Here is a 21959-nt window from a genome sequence, read left to right as displayed (position 1 = left end):
AGGGCTGACCATGGGAGTTCCGGCCGCTGTACCGAAAGAAGACCGGCAGATCCGCGCCGCGGCCGTCGAAACCTCGGTGGCCTTCGACGCGGTGGACCGTCAGATCCTGGAGCTGCTCCAGACCGACGGCCGGATCAAGCTCAGTGAGCTGGGCCGCCGGGTGCGGCTGAGCCCGGCGGCGGTGTCGGAGCGGGTGCGGCGGCTGGAGAGCGCGGGGGTGATCAGCGGTTACGGGGCGCACGTCGTCCCGGCCCGGCTCGGTTACGGCATCCAGGCGTTCATCCGGGTCGACCCGCACGGCGGGTACACCCTGAAGCATCCGAGGACGCTGGAGCTGATCGGCCGCCCCGAGATCATCGAGGTGCACCACGTGGTGGGCGAGGACTGCTGGATCCTCAAGACCGCGGTACGGGACACGGTCCACCTGGAGGAGGTTCTCGAAGCGGTCTCCGCACTCGGCCGCACGACGACGTCGATCGTGCTCACCTCGCCGGTGGTGCGCAAACCGCTCTTGCCCTGACGTCGGCGTCAAGGCTTACGGTCGTGGACATGCGCATCGGAGAGCTGGCCGCGCGGGCCGGGACGACGACCCGGACGCTGCGGTACTACGAGTCGCGCGGGCTGCTGCCCGCGCGGCGCGGCGACAACGGGTACCGGACGTACGACGAGAGCGACCTGCGGCTGCTGCGGCAGATCAGGACGCTGCAGGACTTCGGGTTCGACCTGGAGGAGACCCGGCCCTTCGTGGAGTGTCTGCGGGCCGGGCATCCGCAGGGCGACTCGTGTCCGGCGTCGCTCGTGGTCTACCGCCGCAAGCTCGACGAGCTGGACGCGCTCATCGGCGAGCTGCGGGCGGTCCGCGAGACGGTCGCCGGACAGCTCGTGCGGGCCGAGCGGGCGCGGGACGAGCTGGCGGCCGAGGCGCTGGTTCCGGGGGGTCCGGAGCCGGGGTGCGAACTGGGAGGGCGAGGACTGTGATCAAGGCGGACGGCGTGACCGAGGTGACGGACGAGGATTTCGGGGCGCAGGTGCTGGAGGCGGAACTGCCGGTGCTCGTGCAGTTCACGGCCGAGTGGTGCGGCCCCTGCCGGCAGCTGGGCCCGGTGCTGGGCAGCATCGCCGAGGAGGAGGGCGAGCGGCTGAAGGTCGTCCGGCTGGACGTGGACCGCAATCCGCGGACCGCGATCGCGTACCACGTGCTGTCGACGCCCACCCTCATGGTGTTCCGGGGCGGTGAGCCCGTGCGGTCCATGGTGGGGGCCCGGCCCAGGCGCAGGCTGCTGGAGGAGATCGCCGACGTGCTCCGACCCGGCCGGCCGGACACCGGTGCCGCATAAGGGCCCTGCCGCACAGGGATCCGCATACGAAGAAATCCCCCGAGCAATTGTGCTCGGGGGATTTCTCGGCGTATATTGAGTGATTCGCGACTTCATTTGACTGAAGTCGTAATGCGGTTCACTGAAGGCATCATATCCGGGCGGGAGCTGAATTGTCAAACGCCGATTTCGAATTGCAGCGCGAGCAGGAATTCATCGACGATCTGTACGCGCGCGTGGACGCCCTGCGCGGCGACACCGAGGTCTCCGTCACGGACGCGCTCGCCCAGGGCGACACCCCCATGCAGGCCCGGCTCGAACGGGACATCCTCGTCGCCGAGCGCTCGGGACTGCTCGCCGCGCTGAACGCGGTCGACGGCTCCCTGTGCTTCGGCCGCGTCGACCTCGCCTCCGGAGTCCACCACCACATCGGCCGCATCGGCCTGCGCACCGGTGACGCCGAACGCACACCGGTCCTGATCGACTGGCGGGCCGACGTCGCCCGCCCGTTCTACCTCGCCACCGGCCACACCCCGATGGGGCTGCGCAGGCGGCGGCACCTCACGAGCGAGGGCCGCCGGGTCACCGCCCTGCACGACGAGATCCTCGACATCGGCGACCCCACCCGCACCGGTCACGAGGACCCGACCGGCGACGCCGTCCTGCTCGCGGCGCTCGACTCGGCACGCACCGGCCGCATGCACGACATCGTGCAGACCATCCAGGCCGAGCAGGACGAGATCATCCGCGCCCCGCACCGAGGGGTGCTGGTGGTCGAGGGCGGTCCCGGCACCGGCAAGACGGCCGTCGCCCTGCACCGCGCCGCCTACCTTCTCTACGAGCACCGGCGGCTGCTCGCCAGACGGGCCGTCCTGATCGTCGGCCCCAACCCCGCCTTCCTCGGCTACATCGGCGAGGTGCTGCCCGCGCTCGGCGAGACGGGCGTGCTCCTCGCGACGGTCGGCGAGCTGTTCCCCGGTGTGCGGGCGACGGCCGCCGACACCCGCGAGGCGGCCGCGGTCAAGGGCCGCGCCGACATGGCCGACGTCCTCGCCGACGTCGTACGCGACTGGCAGGCCCTGCCCGACCCGGTCGTCGCCATCGAGCACGACCGCGAGATCCTCATGCTCGACGACGGCCTCGTGCGGGTGGCCCGCGAACGCACCCGGGCCGCCGGGCTGCCGCACAACGCGGCCCGCGAGCACTTCGAGGGCCACATCCTCAACACGCTCACCGACATGGTCGCCGAGCGCCTGGGCACCGACCCCTTCGACGGCGCCAACCTCCTCGACCCGAGCGACGTCACCCAGATCCGCGACGAGCTCGCCGAGAACCCCGAGGTGTGGGCCGCCGTCGACCAGCTGTGGCCCCGGCTGACCCCGCAGCGCCTGGTGGCGGACTTCCTCGCCGACCCGGTGGGCTACGTCTCCGACGACGACGCGGCCGTCATCCGCCGTCCGGTGACCCGTGCCTGGACGGTGGCCGACGTGCCGCTCCTCGACGAGGCCGCCGAACTGCTCGGCGAGGACGACCGGGTGACGCGGGCCCGGGCGGAACGGGAGCGCGAGACGCAGATCGCCTACGCGCAGGGCGTCCTGGACGTCTCGTACGCCTCGCGCACCTACGAGTTCGACGACAAGCACGAGGAGGACTCCGAGGTCCTGTCCGCACACGACATCATCGACGCCGAGCGGTTCGCCGAGCGGCACGAGGAGGACGACCACCGCAGCGCCGCCGAACGCGCGGCGGCCGACCGGACCTGGGCGTTCGGCCACATCATCGTCGACGAGGCGCAGGAGCTGTCGCCGATGGCGTGGCGGCTCCTCATGCGGCGCTGCCCGACCCGCTCGATGACGCTGGTCGGCGACCCCGCGCAGACCGCCGAGGCGGCCGGCGTCGGATCGTGGGCGGACATTCTCGAGCCGTACGTGCAGGACCGCTGGGAGCACACCCGCCTGGGCGTCAACTACCGCACCCCGGCCGAGATCATGGAGGTGGCGGCGGCGGTCGTACGCGCCGAGCACCCGGACTTCGTACCGCCGAGCTCGGTCCGGTCCACCGGCGTGCGGCCGTGGGCGCGCGCGACCGACGACCTGCCGGGCGCGGTGGCCGAGGCGGCCCGGGAGCTGACGCCCGCCGAGGGGCGGCTCGCGGTCATCGCCCCGCGCGGTCTGCACCGGCGGCTCGCGGCACGGCTGGACGGCGTGACCGCCGGTGCGGAGCCCGACCTCACGCGGACCGTCGTCCTGCTGGACCCCCGTCAGTCCAAGGGGCTCGAGTTCGACTCCGTCCTCGTGGTGGAGCCGTCCCGGTACGGCACCAGCGACCTGTACGTGGCGCTGACCCGTGCGACGCAACGGCTCGGCGTGCTGCACAGCCGCCCCCTGCCGAAGGCGCTGGCCGAGGCGTTCGCGTCACCCGGGACCGGCACGGTGTGACGGTCCGAACCCGCGTCGCTCCCGGGTCCGGGGCGGGGACCCGGGGTCGGCACGGTGTGCGGGCGGCGGGAGGGGCCGTCCGCACACCGCGGCGCCGGCGCGGGCCGGCACGGGCGCGGACAGGCTCAGGCGGGCCGCAGCCACACGGTCGCCAGCGGGGGCAGCGTCAGCCGGATGCTCGCCGGCCTGCCGTGCGAGCCCTGCGGCTCCGGCTTGACCGGGTCGGGGTGGCCGACGCCGCTGCCGCCGTACCGCTCGGCGTCGGTGTTGAGGGCCTCGTGCCAGGCCGGGACGTCGTCCGGGACCCCCAGCCGGTAGTCCCGGCGGACGACGGGGGACAGGTTGGAGACGGACAGCAGCAAGGAGCCCTCCGCGTCGCGCCGCAGGAAGGCGAAGACGTTGTCCTCGGCGGCGTCCCCGACCACCCACTCGAAGCCCGCCGGATCGGTGTCCCGCTGCCACAGGGCGGGCACCGCCCGGTAGACGGCGTTGAGGTCGCGGACCAGGTCCCGCACGCCCCGGTGGTCGGCCTCCGCCCCGTACGCCGGATCCAGCAGCCACCAGTCGGGCCCGTGCGCCTCGGACCACTCCGCGCCCTGCGCGAACTCCTGCCCCATGAAGAGCAGCTGCTTGCCCGGATGGGCCCACATGTACGCCAGGTACGCCCGCAGGTCGGCGCGCTGCCGCCACCAGTCGCCCGGCATCTTCGACACCAGCGACCGCTTGCCGTGCACGACCTCGTCGTGGGAGATCGGCAGCACGTAGTTCTCGCTGTACGCGTACACCATCGAGAACGTCATCTCGTGGTGGTGGTACCTGCGGTGCACCGGCTCGTGACTCATGTACGCGAGCGAGTCGTGCATCCAGCCCATGTTCCACTTCAGCCCGAAACCGAGGCCGCCGAAGCCGCTGGGACCCGAGTGGTGGGTGGCCCGGGTCACCCCGTCCCACGCGGTGGACTCCTCGGCGATCGTCACGACGCCCGGGTTGCGGCGGTACACCGTCGCGTTCATCTCCTGCAGGAAGGCCACCGCGTCCAGGTTCTCCCGGCCGCCGTGCTCGTTCGGCGTCCACTGGCCCGCCTCGCGCGAGTAGTCCAGGTAGAGCATGGAGGCGACGGCGTCCACCCGCAGGCCGTCGATGTGGAACTCCTCGCACCAGTAAGTGGCGTTCGCCACCAGGAAGTTGCGCACCTCACGCCGGCCGAAGTCGAACTCCAGCGTCCCCCAGTCGGGGTGGGCGGCGCGCAACGGGTCCGCGTGCTCGTACAGCGGCCGCCCGTCGAACTCGGCGAGGGCCCACTCGTCGCGCGGGAAGTGCGCCGGCACCCAGTCCATCAGGACGCCGATGCCGGCCCGGTGCAGCGCGTCCACCAGGTACCTGAAGTCGTCCGGAGTGCCCAGGCGGGCGGTGGGCGCGTAGAAGCCGGTGACCTGGTAGCCCCAGGACCCGCCGAAGGGATGCTCGGCGACCGGCATCAGCTCGACGTGCGTGAAGCCGAGGTCCCGCACATAGGCGGGCAGCTGCTCGGCCAGCTGACGATACGTCAGGCCTGGTCGCCAGGACGCCAGATGAAGCTCGTACACGGAGAACGGGGCCTCGTGCACGGGTATCTCGGCCCGCCGGGCCAGCCACTCGGCGTCACCCCACTCGTACAGCGAGGCGTCCACGACCGACGACGTGGCCGGCGGGACCTCCGTACGCCGCGCCATGGGGTCGGCGCGCAGGGTGTGCGAGCCGTCGGGACGAGTGATGTCGAACTTGTACAGCGCGCCCTCGCCGACCCCGGGCAGGAACAGCTCCCACACCCCGGACGACCCGAGGGACCGCATCGGACACCCGGTGCCGTCCCAGTAGTTGAACGTGCCCGCCAGCCGGACGCCGCGCGCGTTCGGGGCCCACACGGCGAAACCCGTGCCGCTCACGCCCTGGTGGGTCCTCGGGTGCGCGCCGAGCACCGTCCACAACTGCTCGTGCCGCCCCTCGCCGATCAGGTGCAGGTCCAGCTCGCCCAGGGTGGGCGTGAAGCGATAGGAGTCCTCGGTCTCCACGGTCGTGTCCTCGTACGTCACGAGGAGCCGGTAGTCCGGCGGCCGGGTGAGCGGCAGCAGACCGGAGAAGAACCCGTCGCCGTCGTCGTGGAGCACGGCGCGCAGCTCGCCGGCGACGACCTCCACCGCCCGCGCGTACGGGCGCAGCGCCCGGAACACCACCCCGCCCGGCGCGGGGTGCGCGCCCAGCACGGAGTGCGGGTCGTGATGCGTGCCCTCCAGCAGACGCGCGCGGTCGGCGGCGTCCGGGGCGCTCCGGAACTCCGCGACCGCCCCGGACGAGGGGTCCGCCTGCGGCAGCGGGTCGGCCTGCGGCGAGACGTCCGTCTCCGGCCGGGGGCCGGCCTGCGCGGAGGAGCCCGCCTGCGGTGAGACGTCCGTCTCCGGTGCGCCGTCCGGCGTCGGCGAGCGGCGCGCCTGTGGTGCGGAGTCGTCCGCCGGTGGTGCGACGGGAGACCTGCTGTTCTGTGTGGCGGCCTTCTCGACCTTCTTCGGGGTCACGGGCGGAGCCTCCTCAAGGCAGGTCGGGGGGTGCGGCGAGGCGTCGTATCGCGGACAGGGGCACGGGGAGCCAGTCCGGCCGGTGCCGGGCCTCGTAGACGACCTCGTAGATCGCCTTGTCCGTCTCGTAGGCCCGCAGCAGCACGGGGTCGGTCCGCGGATCGACGCCCGCCGCCTCGGCGTACCCGGAGCAGTAGGCCGCCCGGCAGGCGTGCGCCCAGCCCGGGGCCGGCGGGTCGGCGGAGTGGGCCGCGTAGTCGAAGGAGCGCAGCATGCCCGCCACGTCCCGCACGGCCGGCTGCGGCATCCGGCGCTCGCCCAGCGGTCTGGCCGGCTCGCCCTCGAAGTCGATCAGCGACCACTCGCCCGAGGCGGCGCGCAGACACTGTCCGAGGTGCAGGTCGCCGTGGACGCGCTGGGCGGTCCAGGTGCGGCCCTCGGCCGCGAGGCCGGCCAGCGCGGTGAAGGCGGTGCGCAGCGCGGGCGCGTACGGACGCAGTGCGGGCACCGCCTGCGCGGCCGCGTCGAGCCGCTCGACCATGCCGTGCACCGCCGGCCCCAGCTGCGCCTGGCCCAGCGTGGCCGTCGGCAGCGCCCGGGCCAGCGCCCCGTGCACCTCGGCCGTCGCCCGGCCCAGCGCCCTCGCCTCGGCGACGAAGTCCTCGCCCTTGGCCAGTTCCCGCAGCGCCAGCTCCCAGCCGTCCGCCGCGCCCTGCACATACGGCTGGAGCACGCCCAGGACGTACGACTCGTCCTCGCTCCCGTGGCCGGCGAGGTCCGCCCGCATCCACGCGGTCGGCGCGGGCACCCGGGGGCAGCCCTCGCGGGCCAGCGCCAGCGGCAGCTCCAGGTCCGGGTTGACGCCGGGCACCACCCGGCGCAACAGCTTCAGGATGAACGTATCTCCATAGATCACGGACGAGTTCGACTGCTCTCCCGTCAGCCGGCGCGGGACCAGCCCCGACCGGATCTCCTGCTGCGGGTCGCGCTCGCAACGCAGCGCGCCGATCCGCGTACCGGTGCGCAGCGCCTCCAGCAGCAGCTCGGCCGGCCGGGTGTCGTACAGCGCGTCGAAGACGGTCCGCCCGGTCAGCGGCCCCTGGGTCACGTGCCCGATCAGCGCGGGCGCGAGCCGGGGCGGCAGAGCCGCGCGGACGCCGATCAGCAGCTGGTAGCAGTCGCCCGGGGCCGCGCCCTGCCGGGCGCGCACCAGCAGGTGGTACAGGCCCAGCCGCGCTCCGGCCGGCAGCAGTTCGGTGGCCGCCACCAGCGAGAACCCGGTGACCGGACGTCCCTTGCCGGCGAACCAGCGCTGCCGGGGCAGCCACTCGCGCAGCAGGGGGTCCAGGGAGGCGAGGAGGTCGGGGCTCGTCTTGCCGGAGAGTGTGACAGTTTCCGCCATTACGTCACATTCCTTTCCCCGGGGGGTCGGGGTGTTACTGATGCGTGCCCCGGGCGGGGCGGCGGAAACCGCCCCGATGCGGGGTTCTAGACCACGTCCGTGCGGAGCCGGAACCAGTAGAAGCCGTGGCCGGCGAGGGTGAGCAGGTAGGGGAGTTCGCCGACGGGTGGGAAGCGGACTGTGCCGAAGAGTTCGACGGGGTAGCGGCCGTGGAAGCGGCTGAGGTCGAGTTCGGTGGGCTGGGCGAAGCGGGAGAAGTTGTGGACGCACAGGACGAGGTCGTCCTCGTGTTCGCGCAGGAAGGCGAGGACGGCGGGGTTGGAGGAGGGGAGTTCGGTGTAGGTGCCGAGGCCGAAGGCGGGGTTCTGTTTGCGGATCTCGATCATGCGGCGGGTCCAGTGCAGGAGCGAGGAGGGCGACGACATGGACGCCTCGACGTTGGTGACCTGGTAGCCGTAGACGGGGTCCATGATGGTGGGCAGGGAGAGGCGTCCGGGGTCGCAGGAGGAGAATCCGGCGTTGCGGTCGGGGGTCCACTGCATGGGGGTGCGGACGGCGTCGCGGTCGCCGAGCCAGATGTTGTCGCCCATGCCGATCTCGTCGCCGTAGTAGAGGATCGGGGAGCCGGGCAGGGAGAGCAGCAGGGCGGTGAAGAGCTCGATCTGGTTGCGGTCGTTGTCGAGGAGGGGTGCGAGGCGGCGGCGGATGCCGATGTTGGCGCGCATACGCGGGTCTTTGGCGTATTCGGCGTACATGTAGTCGCGTTCTTCGTCGGTGACCATTTCGAGGGTGAGCTCGTCGTGGTTGCGCAGGAAGATGCCCCATTGGCAGCTTGCGGGGATGGCGGGGGTCTTGGCGAGGATCTCGGAGACGGGGTGGCGTGATTCGCGGCGGACGGCCATGAAGATGCGGGGCATGACGGGGAAGTGGAATGCCATGTGGCATTCGTCGCCGCCGGAGGTGTAGTCGCCGAAGTAGTCGACGACGTCCTCGGGCCACTGGTTGGCCTCGGCCAGGATCACCGTGTCCGGATAGTGCGCGTCGACCTCTTTGCGGACCCGCTTGAGGAACTCGTGCGTGGCCGGGAGGTTCTCGCAGTTGGTGCCCTCCTCGGCGTACAGGTAGGGCACGGCGTCGAGGCGGAACCCGTCGATGCCCAGGTCCAGCCAGAACCGCAGCGCGGAGATCATCTCCTCCTGGACGGCGGGGTTCTCGTAGTTGAGGTCGGGCTGGTGGGAGAAGAAGCGGTGGAAGAAGTACTGCTTGCGGACGGGGTCGAAGGTCCAGTTGGAGACTTCGGTGTCGACGAAGATGATGCGGGCGTCGGGGTACTGCTTGTCGTCGTCGGCCCACATGTAGTAGTCGCCGTAGGGTCCGTCGGGGTTGTTGCGGGATTCCTGGAACCACGGGTGCTGGTCGCTGGTGTGGTTCATGACGAAGTCGATGATGACGCGCATGCCGCGTTGGTGGGCGGCGTCGACGAATTCGACGAAGTCGGCGAGGTCGCCGAACTCGGGGAGGACGGCGGTGTAGTCGGAGACGTCGTAGCCGCCGTCGCGCAGGGGTGACTTGAAGAAGGGCGGGAGCCAGAGGCAGTCGACTCCGAGCCATTGCAGGTAGTCGAGTTTGGCGGTGATGCCTTTGAGGTCGCCGATGCCGTCGCCGTTGCTGTCCTGGAAGGAGCGGACGAGGACCTCGTAGAACACGGCGCGTTTGAACCACTCGGGGTCGCGGTCCTTTGCGGGTGTGTCCTCGAAGGTGTCCGGAACGGGCTCGTTGACGATCATGATGTGGGTGACCCTCCGCTCTGCGGGTAGGACGGTCGCAGGACGGTGCATACGTGCGCGGGCCGGATACCCGGTTCGAGGCGCACGTAGTTGGCCCTGCCCCAGTGGTAGGTCTCGCCGGTGAGCTCGTCGCGCACCGGCACCGACTCGTGCCAGTCCAGGCCGAGTTGCGGCATGTCCAACGAGACCGTCGCCTCCTGGGTGTGGTGGGGGTCGAGGTTGACGACCACCAGAACCGTGTTCGATCCGCTGCTGTCCGAGCTCGTCTTCGAGTAGGCGATCACCGCTTCCTTGTCGGTGTGGTGGAACCGGAGGTTGCGCAGTCGGTGCAGGGCGGGGTTGGCCCGTCGGATCTCGTTGAGGCGGGTGACGAGGGGGGCGATGGTGCGGCCCTCGCGTTCGGCGGTCTCCCAGTCGCGGGGGGTGAGCTGGTATTTCTCGGAGTCGAGGTATTCCTCGCCGCCCTCGCGCAGGGGGGTGTTCTCGCAGAGTTCGTAGCCGCTGTAGAGGCCCCAGGTGGGGGAGAGGGTGGCGGCCAGGACGGCGCGGGCCTCGAAGGCGGGCCGGCCGCCGTGCTGGAGGTGGGCGGGCAGGATGTCGGGGGTGTTGGCGAAGAAGTTGGGCCGCATGTACGAGGCGGCCTGCCCCGACAGCTCGGTGAGGTAGTCGGTCAGCTCGTCCTTGGTGGTACGCCAGGTGAAGTAGGTGTAGGACTGCTGGAAGCCGATCTGGGCGAGGGTGTGCATCATCGCGGGCCGGGTGAACGCCTCGGCCAGGAAGATCACGTCGGGGTCGGTGCGGTTGACCTCGGTGATGACCCGTTCCCAGAAGACGACCGGCTTGGTGTGCGGGTTGTCGACGCGGAAGATCCGCACCCCGTGCGACATCCAGTGCCGCAGCACCCGTACGGTCTCCGCGACGAGGCCCTTCATGTCGGCGTCGAACGCGATCGGGTGGATGTCCTGGTACTTCTTCGGCGGGTTCTCGGCGTAGGCGATGGTGCCGTCGGGGCGGTGGTGGAACCACTCCGGGTGCTTGTGCACCCAGGGGTGGTCGGGGGAGCACTGCAGGGCGAAGTCGAGGGCGATCTCCAGGCCCAGGGCGCGGGCCTGTCCGACGAACCAGGTGAAGTCCTCCAGGGTGCCCAGCGCGGGGTGGACGGCGTCGTGGCCGCCCTCCGGCGAGCCGATCGCCCAGGGCACACCGACGTCGTCGGGCCCGGGGTCGAGGGTGTTGTTGCGGCCCTTGCGGAAGGTGGTGCCGATGGGGTGGACCGGGGGGAGGTAGACGACGTCGAAGCCCATCGCGGCGATCGCGGGGAGTCTGCGGGCGGCGGTGCGGAACGTGCCGTGCGGCTGCTGCGGGGTGCCCTCGGAGCGGGGGAAGAACTCGTACCAGGAGCCGTACAGGGCGCGTTCGCGTTCCACCAGCAGGGGCAGCGGCTCCGACGCGGTCACCAGCTCCCGCAGCGGAAACCGCGCCAGCACCGCGTCCACCTCCGGCGTCAACGCCGCGGCCAGCCGGGAGACGGCGGGACGGCTCTCGTCGCGCAGGGCCTCGACGGCGATCAGCACCGCCTTGCGCTCCGGGCCGCTCGGCACTCCGTCCGCCGCCCGCTCGTACAGACGCGCGCCCTCCTCGAGGACCGACTCCGTGTCCATCCCGGCGGGCACCTTCACGCCGGCGTGGTGCCGCCAGGTGGAGACGGGATCCCCCCACGCCTCCACGGTGTACGTCCAGCGGCCGGTCGCGTCCGGGGTGACGTCCGCGCCCCAGCGGTCGGTGCCCGGGGCGAGTTCGCGCATCGGCGTCCACGGCCCGGGGGCGCCGTCCGGATCGCGCAGTACGACGTTGGCCGCGACGGCGTCGTGCCCTTCGCGGAACACGGTCGCCGAGACCTCGAACGTCTCGCCGACGACCGCCTTGGCGGGCCGGCGTCCCTGCTGGACCAGCGGACGGACGTCGAGGACGGGTATGCGCCCCACGGAGGTGGCCGCCTCGGCCGCGGTGACTTCGGCGGCTTCGCCCTGCCCGGTGTCATGGGTGCGGCCGGTGGGCGTTGCGGCCTCGGCGGGCTCGGCGTTCTTCGCCGGCTTCGCGTTCCTGGGGCCCTTGGAGCCCTTCGCGCTCTTCGGTTCCTTGGAGTCCGTACGGCCCTTGGAGTCCTTGGCGTCCTTGGAGTCCTTGGCGTCCGCAGGGTCCTTGGCGTCCTTGGCGTTCCTGGAGGTCTTCTTGGGGGGTGTCGAGGGGTGGTGCCTGGCCGGCATGACCGCTCCTGTCCGCATCAAGGGGGGTGGGCGGATGGATGTGGTGGGAGGTGGGTCCTGCGAGGGAGTACCGGAGGAGCCTTCCACCCTGTGCGGGTGAGCAATCCGGCCCGTTGTTAACTCCTCACGTCGATATCCGACTCGGTGCGCCGGCGTCGCCGGGCGCACCACTGGCACCCTCTCGCGCGGGGCGAAGCCCCACAAGGTGGCCCAGGGGAGTGAAAGCGGGATTTTCGGCCCTTCGCCGCAGGGCTCCGGCCAGCCCCCGGCAAGGCCGCCGCCGACGCCGGTACCGTCGTAGCAGACGTGGACGCACACTGCCGTGCGCCCATCAAGCGAACGCGCAACGCCGAGGTGGAATGTGAAGGCGATCCGTCGATTCACCGTCCGACCCCTCCTCCCCGAACCTCTCCGACCGCTCAGCGACCTGGCCCGAAACCTGCGCTGGTCCTGGCACGCGGAGACCCGCGATCTCTTCCGCTCCGTCGATCCCGAGCGCTGGGCCCGCTCGGACGGCGACCCGGTCAGACTGCTCGGAGGCGTGCCCCCGGCACGCCTCCTCGAACTCGCCGAGGACCGCCGCTTCCTGCGCCGGCTCGCCGCCGCCGCCGGGGACCTGCACGACTACGTGAGCGGCGAGCGCTGGTACCAGGCGCAGCCCGCCGCCGCCGGACTCCCGGCCGCCGTCGCCTACTTCTCGCCCGAGTTCGGCATCACCGCCGCGCTGCCCCAGTACTCCGGCGGCCTGGGCATCCTCGCCGGCGACCATCTGAAGGCGGCCAGCGACCTGGGCGTGCCGCTGATCGGCGTGGGCCTGCTCTACCGGCACGGCTACTTCCGCCAGACCCTCTCGCGGGACGGCTGGCAGCAGGAGCACTACCCCGTCCTGGACCCCAACGAGCTGCCGGTGACCCTCCTGAAGGAGGAGGACGGCACGCCGGCCCGGATCTCCCTCGCCCTGCCCGCGGGCAGGCAGTTGCACGCCCGCGTGTGGCTGGCGCAGGTCGGCCGGGTCCCGCTGCTCATGCTCGACTCCGACGTCGAGGAGAACGACCTCGGCGAGCGCGGGGTGACCGACCGGCTCTACGGCGGCGGCAGCGAACACCGGCTGCTGCAGGAGATGCTGCTCGGCATAGGAGGTGTCCGGGCGGTGCGCACGTACTGCCGGCTGACCGGTCACCCCGAGCCCGAGGTCTTCCACACCAACGAGGGCCACGCCGGCTTCCTCGGTCTGGAACGCATCGCCGAACTCGGCGACGCGGGGCTGGACTTCGACGCGGCACTGGAGGCGGTCCGGGCCGGGACCGTCTTCACCACGCACACGCCCGTCCCGGCCGGCATCGACCGCTTCGACCGGGACCTGGTCGCCCGGCACTTCGGCCCCGACGCCGAACTGCCCCGGATGGACGTCGACCGCATCCTGCGGCTGGGCATGGAGACCTACCCCGGCGGTGAGCCGAACCTCTTCAACATGGCCGTCATGGGGCTGCGACTGGCGCAGCGCGCGAACGGGGTGTCGCTGCTGCACGGTCAGGTCAGCCGTGGGATGTTCTCCGGCCTGTGGCCCGGCTTCGACCCCGAGGAGGTGCCCATCACCTCCGTCACCAACGGCGTGCACGCCCCGACCTGGGTGGCCCCGCAGGTGCTGCGCCTCGGCGCCCGGCAGATCGGCGCCGAGCGCGCCGAGGACGCCCTCAGCGTCGGCGGCTCCGACCGCTGGGACTCCGTAGCCGACATCCCCGACCAGGACATCTGGGAGCTGCGCCGCGAGCTGCGCGAGCAGCTGGTGCTGGAGGCGCGCCGGCGACTGCGCGCCTCGTGGCGTCAACGAGGAGCGGCGAGCGCCGAGCTGGGATGGATCGACGGCGTCCTGGATCCCGACGTCCTCACCATCGGCTTCGCACGCCGGGTCCCCTCGTACAAGCGCCTGACGCTGATGCTGCGGGACCCGGACCGGCTCATGAAACTGCTGCTGCACCCGGAGCGGCCCATCCAGATCGTCGTCGCGGGCAAGGCGCATCCGGCGGACGACGGCGGCAAACGCCTGGTGCAGGAACTCGTCCGGTTCACCGACGACCCGCGGGTCCGGCACCGCATCGTCTTCCTGCCCGACTACGGCATGGCCATGGCGCAGAAGCTGTACCCCGGCTGCGACATCTGGCTCAACAACCCGCTCCGCCCGCTGGAGGCGTGCGGCACGTCCGGTATGAAGGCCGCGCTCAACGGCTGCCTCAACCTGTCCGTCCTGGACGGCTGGTGGGACGAGTGGTTCCAGCCGGACTTCGGCTGGGCCATCCCCACCGCGGACGGCGCCGGAACCGACCCGGACCGCCGGGACGACATCGAGGCGACGGCCCTGTACGACCTCCTGGAACAGCGCATCACGCCGCGCTTCTACGAGCGCGGGCGGGCGGGACTGCCCGACCGCTGGATCGAGATGGTCCGCCGGACCCTCACCCTGCTCGGCCCGAAGGTGCTGGCGGGACGCATGGTCCGCGAGTACGTGGAGCGGCTCTACACCCCGGCCGCCCACGCGCACCGGGCGATGGTCCCCGGCACGGCGCGGGAACTCGCCGGCTGGAAGCAGCGGGTGCGGGCGGCCTGGCACGCGGTGGCGGTCGACCACGTGGAGACGTCGGCGGCCACCGTCTCGGCCGAGCTGGGCACGACCCTCGCCCTGCGGGTGCGCGTGCGCCTCGGCGAACTCACCCCCGACGACGTCGAGGTGCAGGCGGTCTCGGGCCGCGTCGACGAGGAGGACCGCATCACGGACGCGGCCACGGTCCCGCTGAAACCGGCGGGCGGCCCGGACCTGGAGGGCAGGTGGGTCTACGAGGGCCCGCTGTCGCTGGACCGCACGGGCCCCTTCGGGTACACGGTACGCATCCTCCCGGCCCACCGCCTGCTGGCGTCCGGCGCCGAACTGGGGCTGGTGGAGGCGCCGTCCGAGGAGGCGGTCGAAGGAGCGGGCGTCCTGCTGCGCTGACCCGACGCACGCGTCCCGCGCCTCGGCCGGCCGGCCCGCCCGTGCACGCACCGCCGCCCGCCCGCACACCCGCCGCACCCGGTGGGCGTGCGGGCGGGCGGCGGAAATCTCTGGCCGGGTCACCGGCACGGCCGCTATGCTCCCCGCGATGACTACTCCTTCTGTCGACAGATCGGGGGACCCGTCCGCGCAAGGTGAGTGCTGATGACGACTCACCTCGCGAACGAGGACTCCCCGTTTTCCTTCTGGCCGCGCGTGCGCGAGTTCGCCGTGCCGGCCTCCATGATCGAGACCGCGACGGCGCGCCGCCGGGCCGGCGACTGGGCGGGCGCCTGCGCCGCCGCGGGCGTGGATGTCGATCTGGACCTGCGAACCCTGGCGGTCTCCCACGGCCGGGAGTTCGTCTCCCGGCTCCGCTCCGACCTGCGGCACCTGGCTCCCGACCTGCTGCGCTGGCATCTGCCGAGAATCGCCCCCGACGGGCTGCTGCGGCCCGGACTGACCGTCGCCCTCGCGCGGTACGACGGCGCGGGGCGAGGCGGGCGTCCGGTGCATCTGGTGGTGCGCACGCCGCCCACCTGGGCGGACTCGGGCCAGCGGATCAGCCTGACCCTGTGGGAGGGATTCCGCGCGGGGCACGGCGCAGGCCCGGGCCATCCGCACCCCCACCCCCACCCCAGCCGGCGGTTCCGTCTCGACCTGCACCGGCACCTGTGGGACGCGCGCCGCACGGACGAGCTGCGCACGCGGTCCGGGGCGGCCGCGGCGCGGACGCCGGGTGAACCGGAGGACGTCGTCCGGCGGACTTCGCGCCTCACCCTGCCCCCGGGCGCGGTGCCCGACGGCCGTACCGCCGCCGTCGACCGGTGGGCCGCCGAGGCGGACATCCTGCTCCGGGCCGAGGACGGTTCCGGCGGCGCCGTCCTGGTGCGGCTCGGCGGACGGCGCCGGCTGATCCTGGACAGCGCCGGGGACGGCGGAGCAGGGCCGCCCGCACTGCGCGTCAGGCCCGCCGGGGACGGCGGAGCCGGCGCCGCCTCGGCAAAAGGTCCGGCGCTGCCCGTGCTGCCCGACGCCGCCACCTGGACCCCGCCCGACCTGGAGCTGCTGCGCGTCGGCGCGATCGACGCCGGCCGGCTGCACCCGCTGGTCGCCGCGGCCCTGGTCCCGGACGTACGGCCGCACGACCGCCGGGGGGCAGCCGACCCGCCGGGACAGCCGCGTTTCGTGGAGTGCCGGGGAGCCCGTCACCGGATCGGCCTGGTCGACGGGGTGCTCGTCCCGTTGGACCACGACCCGGCCGAACTCCGGCGGGAGGAAATCCTGGTCGCCCTGAGCGGAGCCCCGCTGCCGTGCCTGCGGGCCGTCGACGAGGCCCACCGCCGCCCGGACTGTCTCACCGGCGTCCGTGAACGCCTCGTCCACGGCGACATCGCCGGTGCGCTGGCCGTCGTCGAAGGGCTGCTGGGCCCCGAGGCGCTGCTGCGCGCCGGCGCGCTGCGGGACGAACTCGAGGCGGCCGCCCGGCGGCGGATCACCTACGGGCTGTACCGGGCCGGCCTGACCGGACCCGCGCCGCACCGACTCCCGCCGCGCGAGCCCCGTCCGTCCGGCCTGCGCTCACGTCCCCGTCACACGGCCGGCCGCTGAACGGTCCGCCCGACGGATCCGGCGCGCCGCCCCCTCTCCCGACGTCCCTCCCGCTGTTTCCTCGCCCGGTTCTGCCTGCGCACTCCTGACGATCCCGCACGACCCCGCTGACCCGCTCCCGCGAACCCAAAGGTGATCACCATGCCCACATGCGCCCCGCTCGCCCTCGTCGACGCTGAAGCCGACGCCCCCTCCTCCCGGCCGGGCGGCAGTTCGCCGTCGGACGTCCTGGACCGACCCGACGACCCGGCCGCCCGACTCGACGTCGCCGCCGACCTCCTGGCCCTGTTGCGCGACTTCACCACCGAACCGCGACCCGACACCCAGCTCGAGGCCCTGACCCTCGCCGTGGCGGCCGACCTGCCCGTTCTGCTGTGGGGCGAGCCCGGCATCGGCAAGACCGCCGCGCTGACCCAGCTGGCCGCCGCCCTCGACCTTCCCCTGACCACCGTGATCGCCAGCGTGCACGAACCGTCCGACTTCTCTGGGCTGCCGGTCCTCGGCGACGACCCGGCGACGCAGGGCGTTCCGATGGCCCCGCCGGACTGGGCGGTACGGCTGGTGCGGGCCGGCCGCGGGCTGCTGTTCCTCGACGAGCTGTCCACCGCGCCGCCCGCCGTGCAGGCCGCGCTGCTGCGGCTGGTGCTCGAGCGGCGGATCGGCGCCCTGCGGCTGCCGCCCGGCGTGCGGATCGTGGCCGCCGCCAACCCGCGGTCCTCGGCGGCCGACGGCTGGGAGCTGAGCCCGCCGCTGGCCAACCGGTTCGTCCATGTGCAGTGGACCCACGACCACGAGGTCGTCGTCCGCGGTCTCGGCGGGACCTGGCCCCGGGCGAGCCTGCCCCGGCTCGACCCGGCGAAGCTGCCCGAGGCCGTCGACTTCGCGCGCCGAGCGGTGTGCGGACTACTGGCCGCCCGCCCCACGCTCGTGCACCGGCTGCCCAGCGGCGAGGCCCGCCGCGGCGGCGCCTGGCCGTCGCCGCGCAGCTGGGAGACGACCCTGACGCTGATCGCCTTCGCCACGGCGGCGGGCTCCTCCCGGGACGTGCTGTCGCTGCTGGTGAGGGGCGCCGTCGGCGACGGGCCGGGGCTGGAACTGCTGGCGAGCCTGGACCGGATGGACCTGCCGGACCCCGAGGACCTGCTCGCCGATCCGGCCGGCTCGGAGCTGCCTCGGCGGGGGGATCTGCGCCAGGCGACGCTGGACGCGGTGGTCGCGGCGGTCCGGTCCCGCCCCGACCGTCCCCGCTGGGACGCGGCGTGGGCGCTGCTGGTGAGGGCGGTCGAGACCGGGGCCCCCGACCTGGTCGTGGTCCCCGCGACCACCCTCGCCGCGCTGCGCCAGGACGACTGGGAGGTCCCCGCGTCGATCGAGGGCCTGGCCGGCGCGGTGGCCCTGTCCCGGCGTGCCGACCGGGCGGCGGCGCGCACCGAGGCACGGGACGCCGGCACGACGAAGGCGGCCCGATGAGCACGGCGGGTGCGGGTGCGGGTGCGGGCGCGGCTGCGGCGTCCGGCGTGCCGGTGGGCGCGCGGAGTCCGGCGATCCTGGCGGCCGGCGCCTCGGCGGCCGCGCGGCGTGCGGCCGGCGGCACAGCGGCCGGCACGCCGTTGGACATGGACAAACTGCTCGCGGCCCGGCTGTACGCCGCCCGCGCCCGCCCCTACCTCGCGACGGCCCTGTTCGCCCTGCACATCGTGGAGTCACGGCAGGTGCCGACGATGGGCGTGGACCGGTACTGGCGGTGCTACGTCTCGCCCGGGTTCGTCGACCGGATGCCCGTCGAGGATCTGGCGGGGGTGTGGGTGCACGAGGTGTCGCACCTGCTGCGCGACCATCACGGCCGCAGCGACCGCCTCGCGAGGGAGCGCGGCCTGACCGGGCCGGGGGAGCGGCTGCGGATGAACATCGCTGCGGACTGCGAGATCAACGACGACGCGTACGGGGACGGGCTGGTCGAGCCCGCGGGCGCCGTCACCCCGGCCTCGCTGGGGTTGCGGGCCGGCGAGCTGATGGAGGACTACCTGCGTCAGTTCCGGCTCGGGCCGCGCACGGAGCGCCTGTCCTGGCTGGACTGCGGCAGCGGCGCGGACGGCCGGGAACGGGACTGGGAACTCGGCCCCGACGGCGCGGACGGCCTCAGCGAGCAGCAACGGGACGCCGTCCGGTTCCGGGTGGCCGAGGGCATCAGGGGTCGGCCGGGGTCGGCGCCGAAGCAGTGGAAGAGGTGGGCGGAGGAGGCCTTCCACCCGCCGCAGCCCTGGCGGGAACTGCTGGGCGCGGCGGTCCGCTCGGCGGCCTCCGGTCCGGGAGCGGGCGAGGACTACAGCTACGGCCGTCCCGCGCGCCGCTCGGCCTGCCTGCCCGGAGTCGTCCTGCCGAGCCTGCGACGCCGGCCGCCCCGGGTCTGCGTCGTCATCGACACGTCCGGTTCGGTCAGCGACGCCGAGCTGGGCAGCGCGCTCCTCGAGGTCGCGGCCATCTCCCGTGCCGTGGGCGGCCGTCGCGACCTGGTCTCCGTCATGCCGTGCGACGCGTCGGCCGGCATGGTGCACACCCTGTGCCGCGCCGAGGGCATCCCCCTGATGGGCGGCGGCGGCACGGACCTGCGCACCGGCTTCGCCAAGGCCCTGCGGACGAACCCCCGCCCGGACGCCGTCGTCGTCCTCACCGACGGTCAGACACCCTGGCCCGAGACCCGCCCGTCCTGCCGCACGGTGATCGGCCTGTTCCCCCGCGGCCGCACCCGCTACAACGAGACGAACCCCGACTACGTCCCCGACACCCCGCCCGCCTGGGCCCGGGTGGTGGAGATCGGAACGCCGGGAGGCGGGCGATGAGCACCCCTCACTCCGTGCCCAACTCCCTTGCCGGAGAAGGTGGTCGTGCACCTCAGAGCGCCTGGGCGCAGTCCTTTCGCGACGAATGCGGCGTGATCATGTTCACTTCAGATGCCGGAAGTCTGTGAATCGGCGCGGCCTACCCGCTCGGTGACTTCACCGCGCAGGTCACCGCCACCACCGAAGGTGTGGAGAAGGTGACCGTCACCAACCAGGGTCGGACGGCCCGGTCGGCGGGCGGCAACGACAAGCCGCGCTACAACCTGTTCGACGCGGCCGGAAAAGGAGATCACGGACAGCGCGAAGATCGCACCAGGGAGGGCAACTACGTCACGGCCGCGACGGACGCGGCACTCACGTCGCCCTGTCCGACGCGTCGTCGGCCGACTCGCGAGGTCGCCGGAGGCCGACCCACGCCGTCGGCCGTCGGGTCGGTCACGCGGAGTCGTCGCCCCCGCACAGCTCTCGCAGGACCTTGCCGCAGCGGCGGGCGTAGGCCTGTTGGAGGCCTCTGGTGGCGGGGCCGGCGGCCTTGGTGTACCACTTCGCGGGGCGGCTGAACGCGGTGACCGTCAGCCAGACCGTGCCGTCTCCCGTGCGGTCGACGACGAAGGACTCCTCGCCGCGTTCGGGGTGGCCGGGGAGGGTGCCGTAGGCCCAGCCGGCGCGCCGGGGTTCGTCCACCGTCCAGACCACGCGGCAGGGGGCCTTGACGACGCCGGCCAGGGTGACGGTGACGTCGACGTCGGGGGCCGCGCGGTCCGCCGTGGCGTCTATGCCGACGCCCAGGGCGCGGTGCATCCGCCACGTCATGACGGCCTCCGCGGCGCGCCGGAAGACGTCGTGGCCCTCGCCGAGGCGGGCGCGGACATGGAGGGGGTGGAAGCCCTCAGGGCAGGAGCCGGGGCGGTCGCGCGTCGCGCCGACTTCGTCGTACGTGAAGTCCTTCGAAGACATGGGAGCCAAGAGTAGGGCGGCACCCGGGACCGCCTTCGTCCCGGGTGCCGCCTCACTCACTCACTCGTGGCAGGGTCAGCTGACGTTGATCGCCGACCAGGCCGCCGCCACGGCCTTGTACTCGGCGCTGCTGGTGCCGCCGTACAGCGCCGAGGCCGCCGAGAGGGTGCCGGTGCGGGCGCCCTTGTAGGTGGTCGTCGACGTGAAGTACGTCGTGAGCGCCTTGTACCAGATCTGCAGCGCCTTGGCGCGGCCGATGCCGGTGACCGTGGAGCCGTTGGACGTCGGCGAGTTGTAGGTCACGCCGTTGATCGTCTTCGAGCCGCTGCCCTCGGACAGGAGGTAGAAGAAGTGGTTCGCGGGGCCCGACGAGTAGTGCGGGTCGAGGCCGGACACGGAGGAGGACCAGTAGTCCCTGGACCCGCCGTCCTTGCTGGGCTTGTCCATGTAGCGCAGCGGGGTGCCGTCGCCGTTGATGTTGATCTTCTCGCCGATGAGGTAGTCGCCCTTGTCGGACGCGTTGTTGGCGAAGAACTCCACACCGGTGCCGAAGATGTCGGAGGTGGCCTCGTTCAGACCGCCGGCGTCGCCCGAGTACTCCAGGCCCGCGGTGACCGAGGTCAGACCGTGGCTCATCTCGTGGCCGGCCACGTCCAGCGACGTCAGCGGGTGGGTGTTGCCGTCGCCGTCGCCGTACGTCATGCAGAAGCAGTCGTCGTCCCAGAACGCGTTGACGTACGCGTTGCCGTAGTGGACGCGGGAGTAGGCGGCCTTGCCGTCGTTACGGATGCCGCTGCGGTTGAAGGTGCTCTTGTAGAAGTCCCAGGTCATCTGCGCGCCGTAGGCGGCGTCCACGGCCGCGGTCTGGTCGCTGGAGGAGCTGGAGGCCGTGCCGGTGCCCCACGCGTCGTCCGCGTCGGTGAACAGGGTGCCGGTGGAGGAGGACGTGCTGCGAGCCTTGTTGTAGGTCTTGTGGCCGCCGCGCGTGCCGTCGGTCAGGTTGTACGTCGAGCCCGACTTGGTCGTGTTGAGGGTGACCGAGCCCGAGTAGAAGCTCTTGCCCGTGCCGGTCTCGATGGCCTGGTGCTCGAAGAGCTTCTTGCCGGTGGTGGCGTCGGTGATGACGTGCAGCCTGCTCGGGGTGCCGTCGTCCTGGAGGCCGCCGACGACGGTCTCGTAGGCGAGGGTCGGGGTGCCGTTGCCGGCCCAGATCACCTTGCGGGGCGCCTGGTCGGCGGCGGTGGCCTCCGAGCCAGCGGCCTTGGCGGCGGTCAGCGCCTGCTTCTGGACCTTGGCGGTGGCGACCTGCGGGGTGAGCGTGGACACCTTGATGGTGGCCGAGACGGCCTTGGTCACGCTCTGGGCGCCGGAGGGGGCCCGGTGCACGACGAGGTCGCCGCCGAGGACCGGCAGGCCCGCGTAGGTGCGCTCGTAGCGGGTGTGGACCGTGCCGTCGACGTCCTTGACGACGTCCTTGACGACCAGCTTCTCCTGGGCGCCGAGGCCTATCGACTTGGCGGTCGCGGTCGCGTCGGACTGCTGCTGCTGGATCAGCGTGGTGCGGGCCGCGGAGGACAGCTGGACCGGGGCGCCCTGCAGGGCTGCCCGCGCGCCGGAGTCCGCCGGGGTCTGGGCGGCGGCGCTACCGGTGGTCAGGCCGGTGGTGACCAGGGCTCCGGCCGCGACGGCGGTGGCGATGGCCAGAGTGGTGCGCTTGTGACGCGCGTAGAGGGAGGTCACACAAGCTCCTTCATGTGGGGGGTC

At 72.7% G+C, this 21959-nt stretch carries 14 protein-coding genes; 8 read left to right on the top strand and 6 right to left on the bottom strand.

Annotated elements, in window-relative coordinates:
* Window positions 1-10: 10 nt before the first annotated feature.
* The 4 genes from C6376_RS02165 (at window position 11) to C6376_RS02150 (ending at window position 3754) form a co-directional block, all read left to right on the top strand.
* The gene (locus C6376_RS02165; protein WP_254075811.1) at window positions 11-520 is read left to right on the top strand and encodes an Lrp/AsnC family transcriptional regulator; all 510 of its coding nucleotides are present in this window, start codon (window positions 11-13) and stop codon (window positions 518-520) included.
* Window positions 521-549: 29 nt separating this feature from the next.
* Complete coding sequence (locus C6376_RS02160; protein ID WP_107448726.1) at window positions 550-978, top strand: MerR family transcriptional regulator; 429 nt, start codon at window positions 550-552, stop codon at window positions 976-978.
* The gene (locus C6376_RS02155) at window positions 975-1337 is read left to right on the top strand and encodes a co-chaperone YbbN (RefSeq protein ID WP_107441842.1); all 363 of its coding nucleotides are present in this window, start codon (window positions 975-977) and stop codon (window positions 1335-1337) included. The genes C6376_RS02160 and C6376_RS02155 overlap by 4 nt, the downstream gene beginning before the upstream one ends.
* A gap of 173 nt (window positions 1338-1510) precedes the next feature.
* Complete coding sequence (locus C6376_RS02150; RefSeq protein ID WP_107441841.1) at window positions 1511-3754, top strand: UvrD-helicase domain-containing protein; 2244 nt, start codon at window positions 1511-1513, stop codon at window positions 3752-3754.
* A 125-nt stretch (window positions 3755-3879) separates the two neighbouring features.
* Here C6376_RS02150 and glgB read toward each other — a convergent pair whose 3' ends face one another.
* The 4 genes from glgB to C6376_RS02130 all read right to left on the bottom strand — a co-directional run bounded on the left by glgB (window position 3880) and on the right by C6376_RS02130 (window position 11762).
* Entirely contained in the window at window positions 3880-6105 is a 2226-nt protein-coding gene (gene glgB, locus C6376_RS02145; RefSeq protein ID WP_107448724.1) for a 1,4-alpha-glucan branching enzyme, read from the bottom strand.
* A 214-nt stretch (window positions 6106-6319) separates the two neighbouring features.
* The gene (locus C6376_RS02140) at window positions 6320-7708 is read right to left on the bottom strand and encodes a maltokinase (protein WP_107441840.1); all 1389 of its coding nucleotides are present in this window, start codon (window positions 7706-7708) and stop codon (window positions 6320-6322) included.
* Window positions 7709-7794: 86 nt separating this feature from the next.
* Complete coding sequence (treS, locus tag C6376_RS02135) at window positions 7795-9495, bottom strand: maltose alpha-D-glucosyltransferase (RefSeq protein WP_107441839.1); 1701 nt, start codon at window positions 9493-9495, stop codon at window positions 7795-7797.
* Entirely contained in the window at window positions 9492-11762 is a 2271-nt protein-coding gene (locus C6376_RS02130; protein ID WP_254075810.1) for an alpha-1,4-glucan--maltose-1-phosphate maltosyltransferase, read from the bottom strand. Before C6376_RS02130 ends, treS begins: the two co-directional genes overlap by 4 nt.
* Window positions 11763-12123: 361 nt before the next feature.
* On the opposite strand from C6376_RS02130, the gene C6376_RS02125 reads away from it, so the two are divergent.
* From C6376_RS02125 to C6376_RS02110, 4 genes are all read left to right on the top strand, one after another.
* Window positions 12124-14748 (top strand): glycosyltransferase family 1 protein, encoded by a 2625-nt coding sequence (locus C6376_RS02125; protein WP_107441838.1) that lies wholly within the window; start codon window positions 12124-12126, stop codon window positions 14746-14748.
* A 204-nt stretch (window positions 14749-14952) separates the two neighbouring features.
* Window positions 14953-16398 carry a hypothetical protein gene (locus C6376_RS02120; RefSeq protein WP_107441837.1) on the top strand — a complete coding sequence of 482 codons (1446 nt, stop codon included), beginning with the start codon at window positions 14953-14955 and terminating at the stop codon, window positions 16396-16398.
* 141 nt (window positions 16399-16539) lie between these two features.
* The gene (locus C6376_RS02115; RefSeq protein ID WP_254075809.1) at window positions 16540-17868 is read left to right on the top strand and encodes an AAA family ATPase; all 1329 of its coding nucleotides are present in this window, start codon (window positions 16540-16542) and stop codon (window positions 17866-17868) included.
* A 146-nt stretch (window positions 17869-18014) separates the two neighbouring features.
* Entirely contained in the window at window positions 18015-19238 is a 1224-nt protein-coding gene (locus C6376_RS02110; protein WP_107448721.1) for a VWA-like domain-containing protein, read from the top strand.
* A gap of 435 nt (window positions 19239-19673) precedes the next feature.
* Here the strand turns inward: C6376_RS02110 and C6376_RS02105 are convergent, their stop codons facing one another.
* Window positions 19674-20195, bottom strand: coding sequence for a DUF1990 domain-containing protein (locus tag C6376_RS02105; protein ID WP_107441836.1), 522 nt, complete (start codon window positions 20193-20195; stop codon window positions 19674-19676).
* A gap of 75 nt (window positions 20196-20270) precedes the next feature.
* The gene (locus tag C6376_RS02100; protein WP_107441835.1) at window positions 20271-21935 is read right to left on the bottom strand and encodes a M4 family metallopeptidase; all 1665 of its coding nucleotides are present in this window, start codon (window positions 21933-21935) and stop codon (window positions 20271-20273) included.
* Between the last annotated feature and the right edge of the window lie 24 nt (window positions 21936-21959).

Origin of the sequence: Streptomyces sp. P3, from assembly GCF_003032475.1 — a bacterium.
GTDB lineage: Bacteria > Actinomycetota > Actinomycetes > Streptomycetales > Streptomycetaceae > Streptomyces.
The sequence above is the reverse complement of the archived record's forward strand: the minus strand, read 5'-3'. Positions and strand labels throughout refer to the sequence as shown.

Excerpts from the sequence above, each read along its gene's own strand:
- C6376_RS02165 (WP_254075811.1), top strand. The coding sequence starts at position 11 with ATGGGAGTTCCGGCCGCTGTACCGAAAGAAGACCGGCAGATCCGCGCC.
- C6376_RS02160 (WP_107448726.1), top strand. The coding sequence starts at position 550 with ATGCGCATCGGAGAGCTGGCCGCGCGGGCCGGGACGACGACCCGGACG.
- C6376_RS02140 (WP_107441840.1), bottom strand. The coding sequence starts at position 7,708 with ATGGCGGAAACTGTCACACTCTCCGGCAAGACGAGCCCCGACCTCCTC.
- treS (WP_107441839.1), bottom strand. The coding sequence starts at position 9,495 with ATGATCGTCAACGAGCCCGTTCCGGACACCTTCGAGGACACACCCGCA.
- C6376_RS02130 (WP_254075810.1), bottom strand. The coding sequence starts at position 11,762 with ATGCCGGCCAGGCACCACCCCTCGACACCCCCCAAGAAGACCTCCAGG.
- C6376_RS02120 (WP_107441837.1), top strand. The coding sequence starts at position 14,953 with ATGACGACTCACCTCGCGAACGAGGACTCCCCGTTTTCCTTCTGGCCG.
- C6376_RS02115 (WP_254075809.1), top strand. The coding sequence starts at position 16,540 with ATGCCCACATGCGCCCCGCTCGCCCTCGTCGACGCTGAAGCCGACGCC.
- C6376_RS02110 (WP_107448721.1), top strand. The coding sequence starts at position 18,015 with ATGGACAAACTGCTCGCGGCCCGGCTGTACGCCGCCCGCGCCCGCCCC.
- C6376_RS02105 (WP_107441836.1), bottom strand. The coding sequence starts at position 20,195 with ATGTCTTCGAAGGACTTCACGTACGACGAAGTCGGCGCGACGCGCGAC.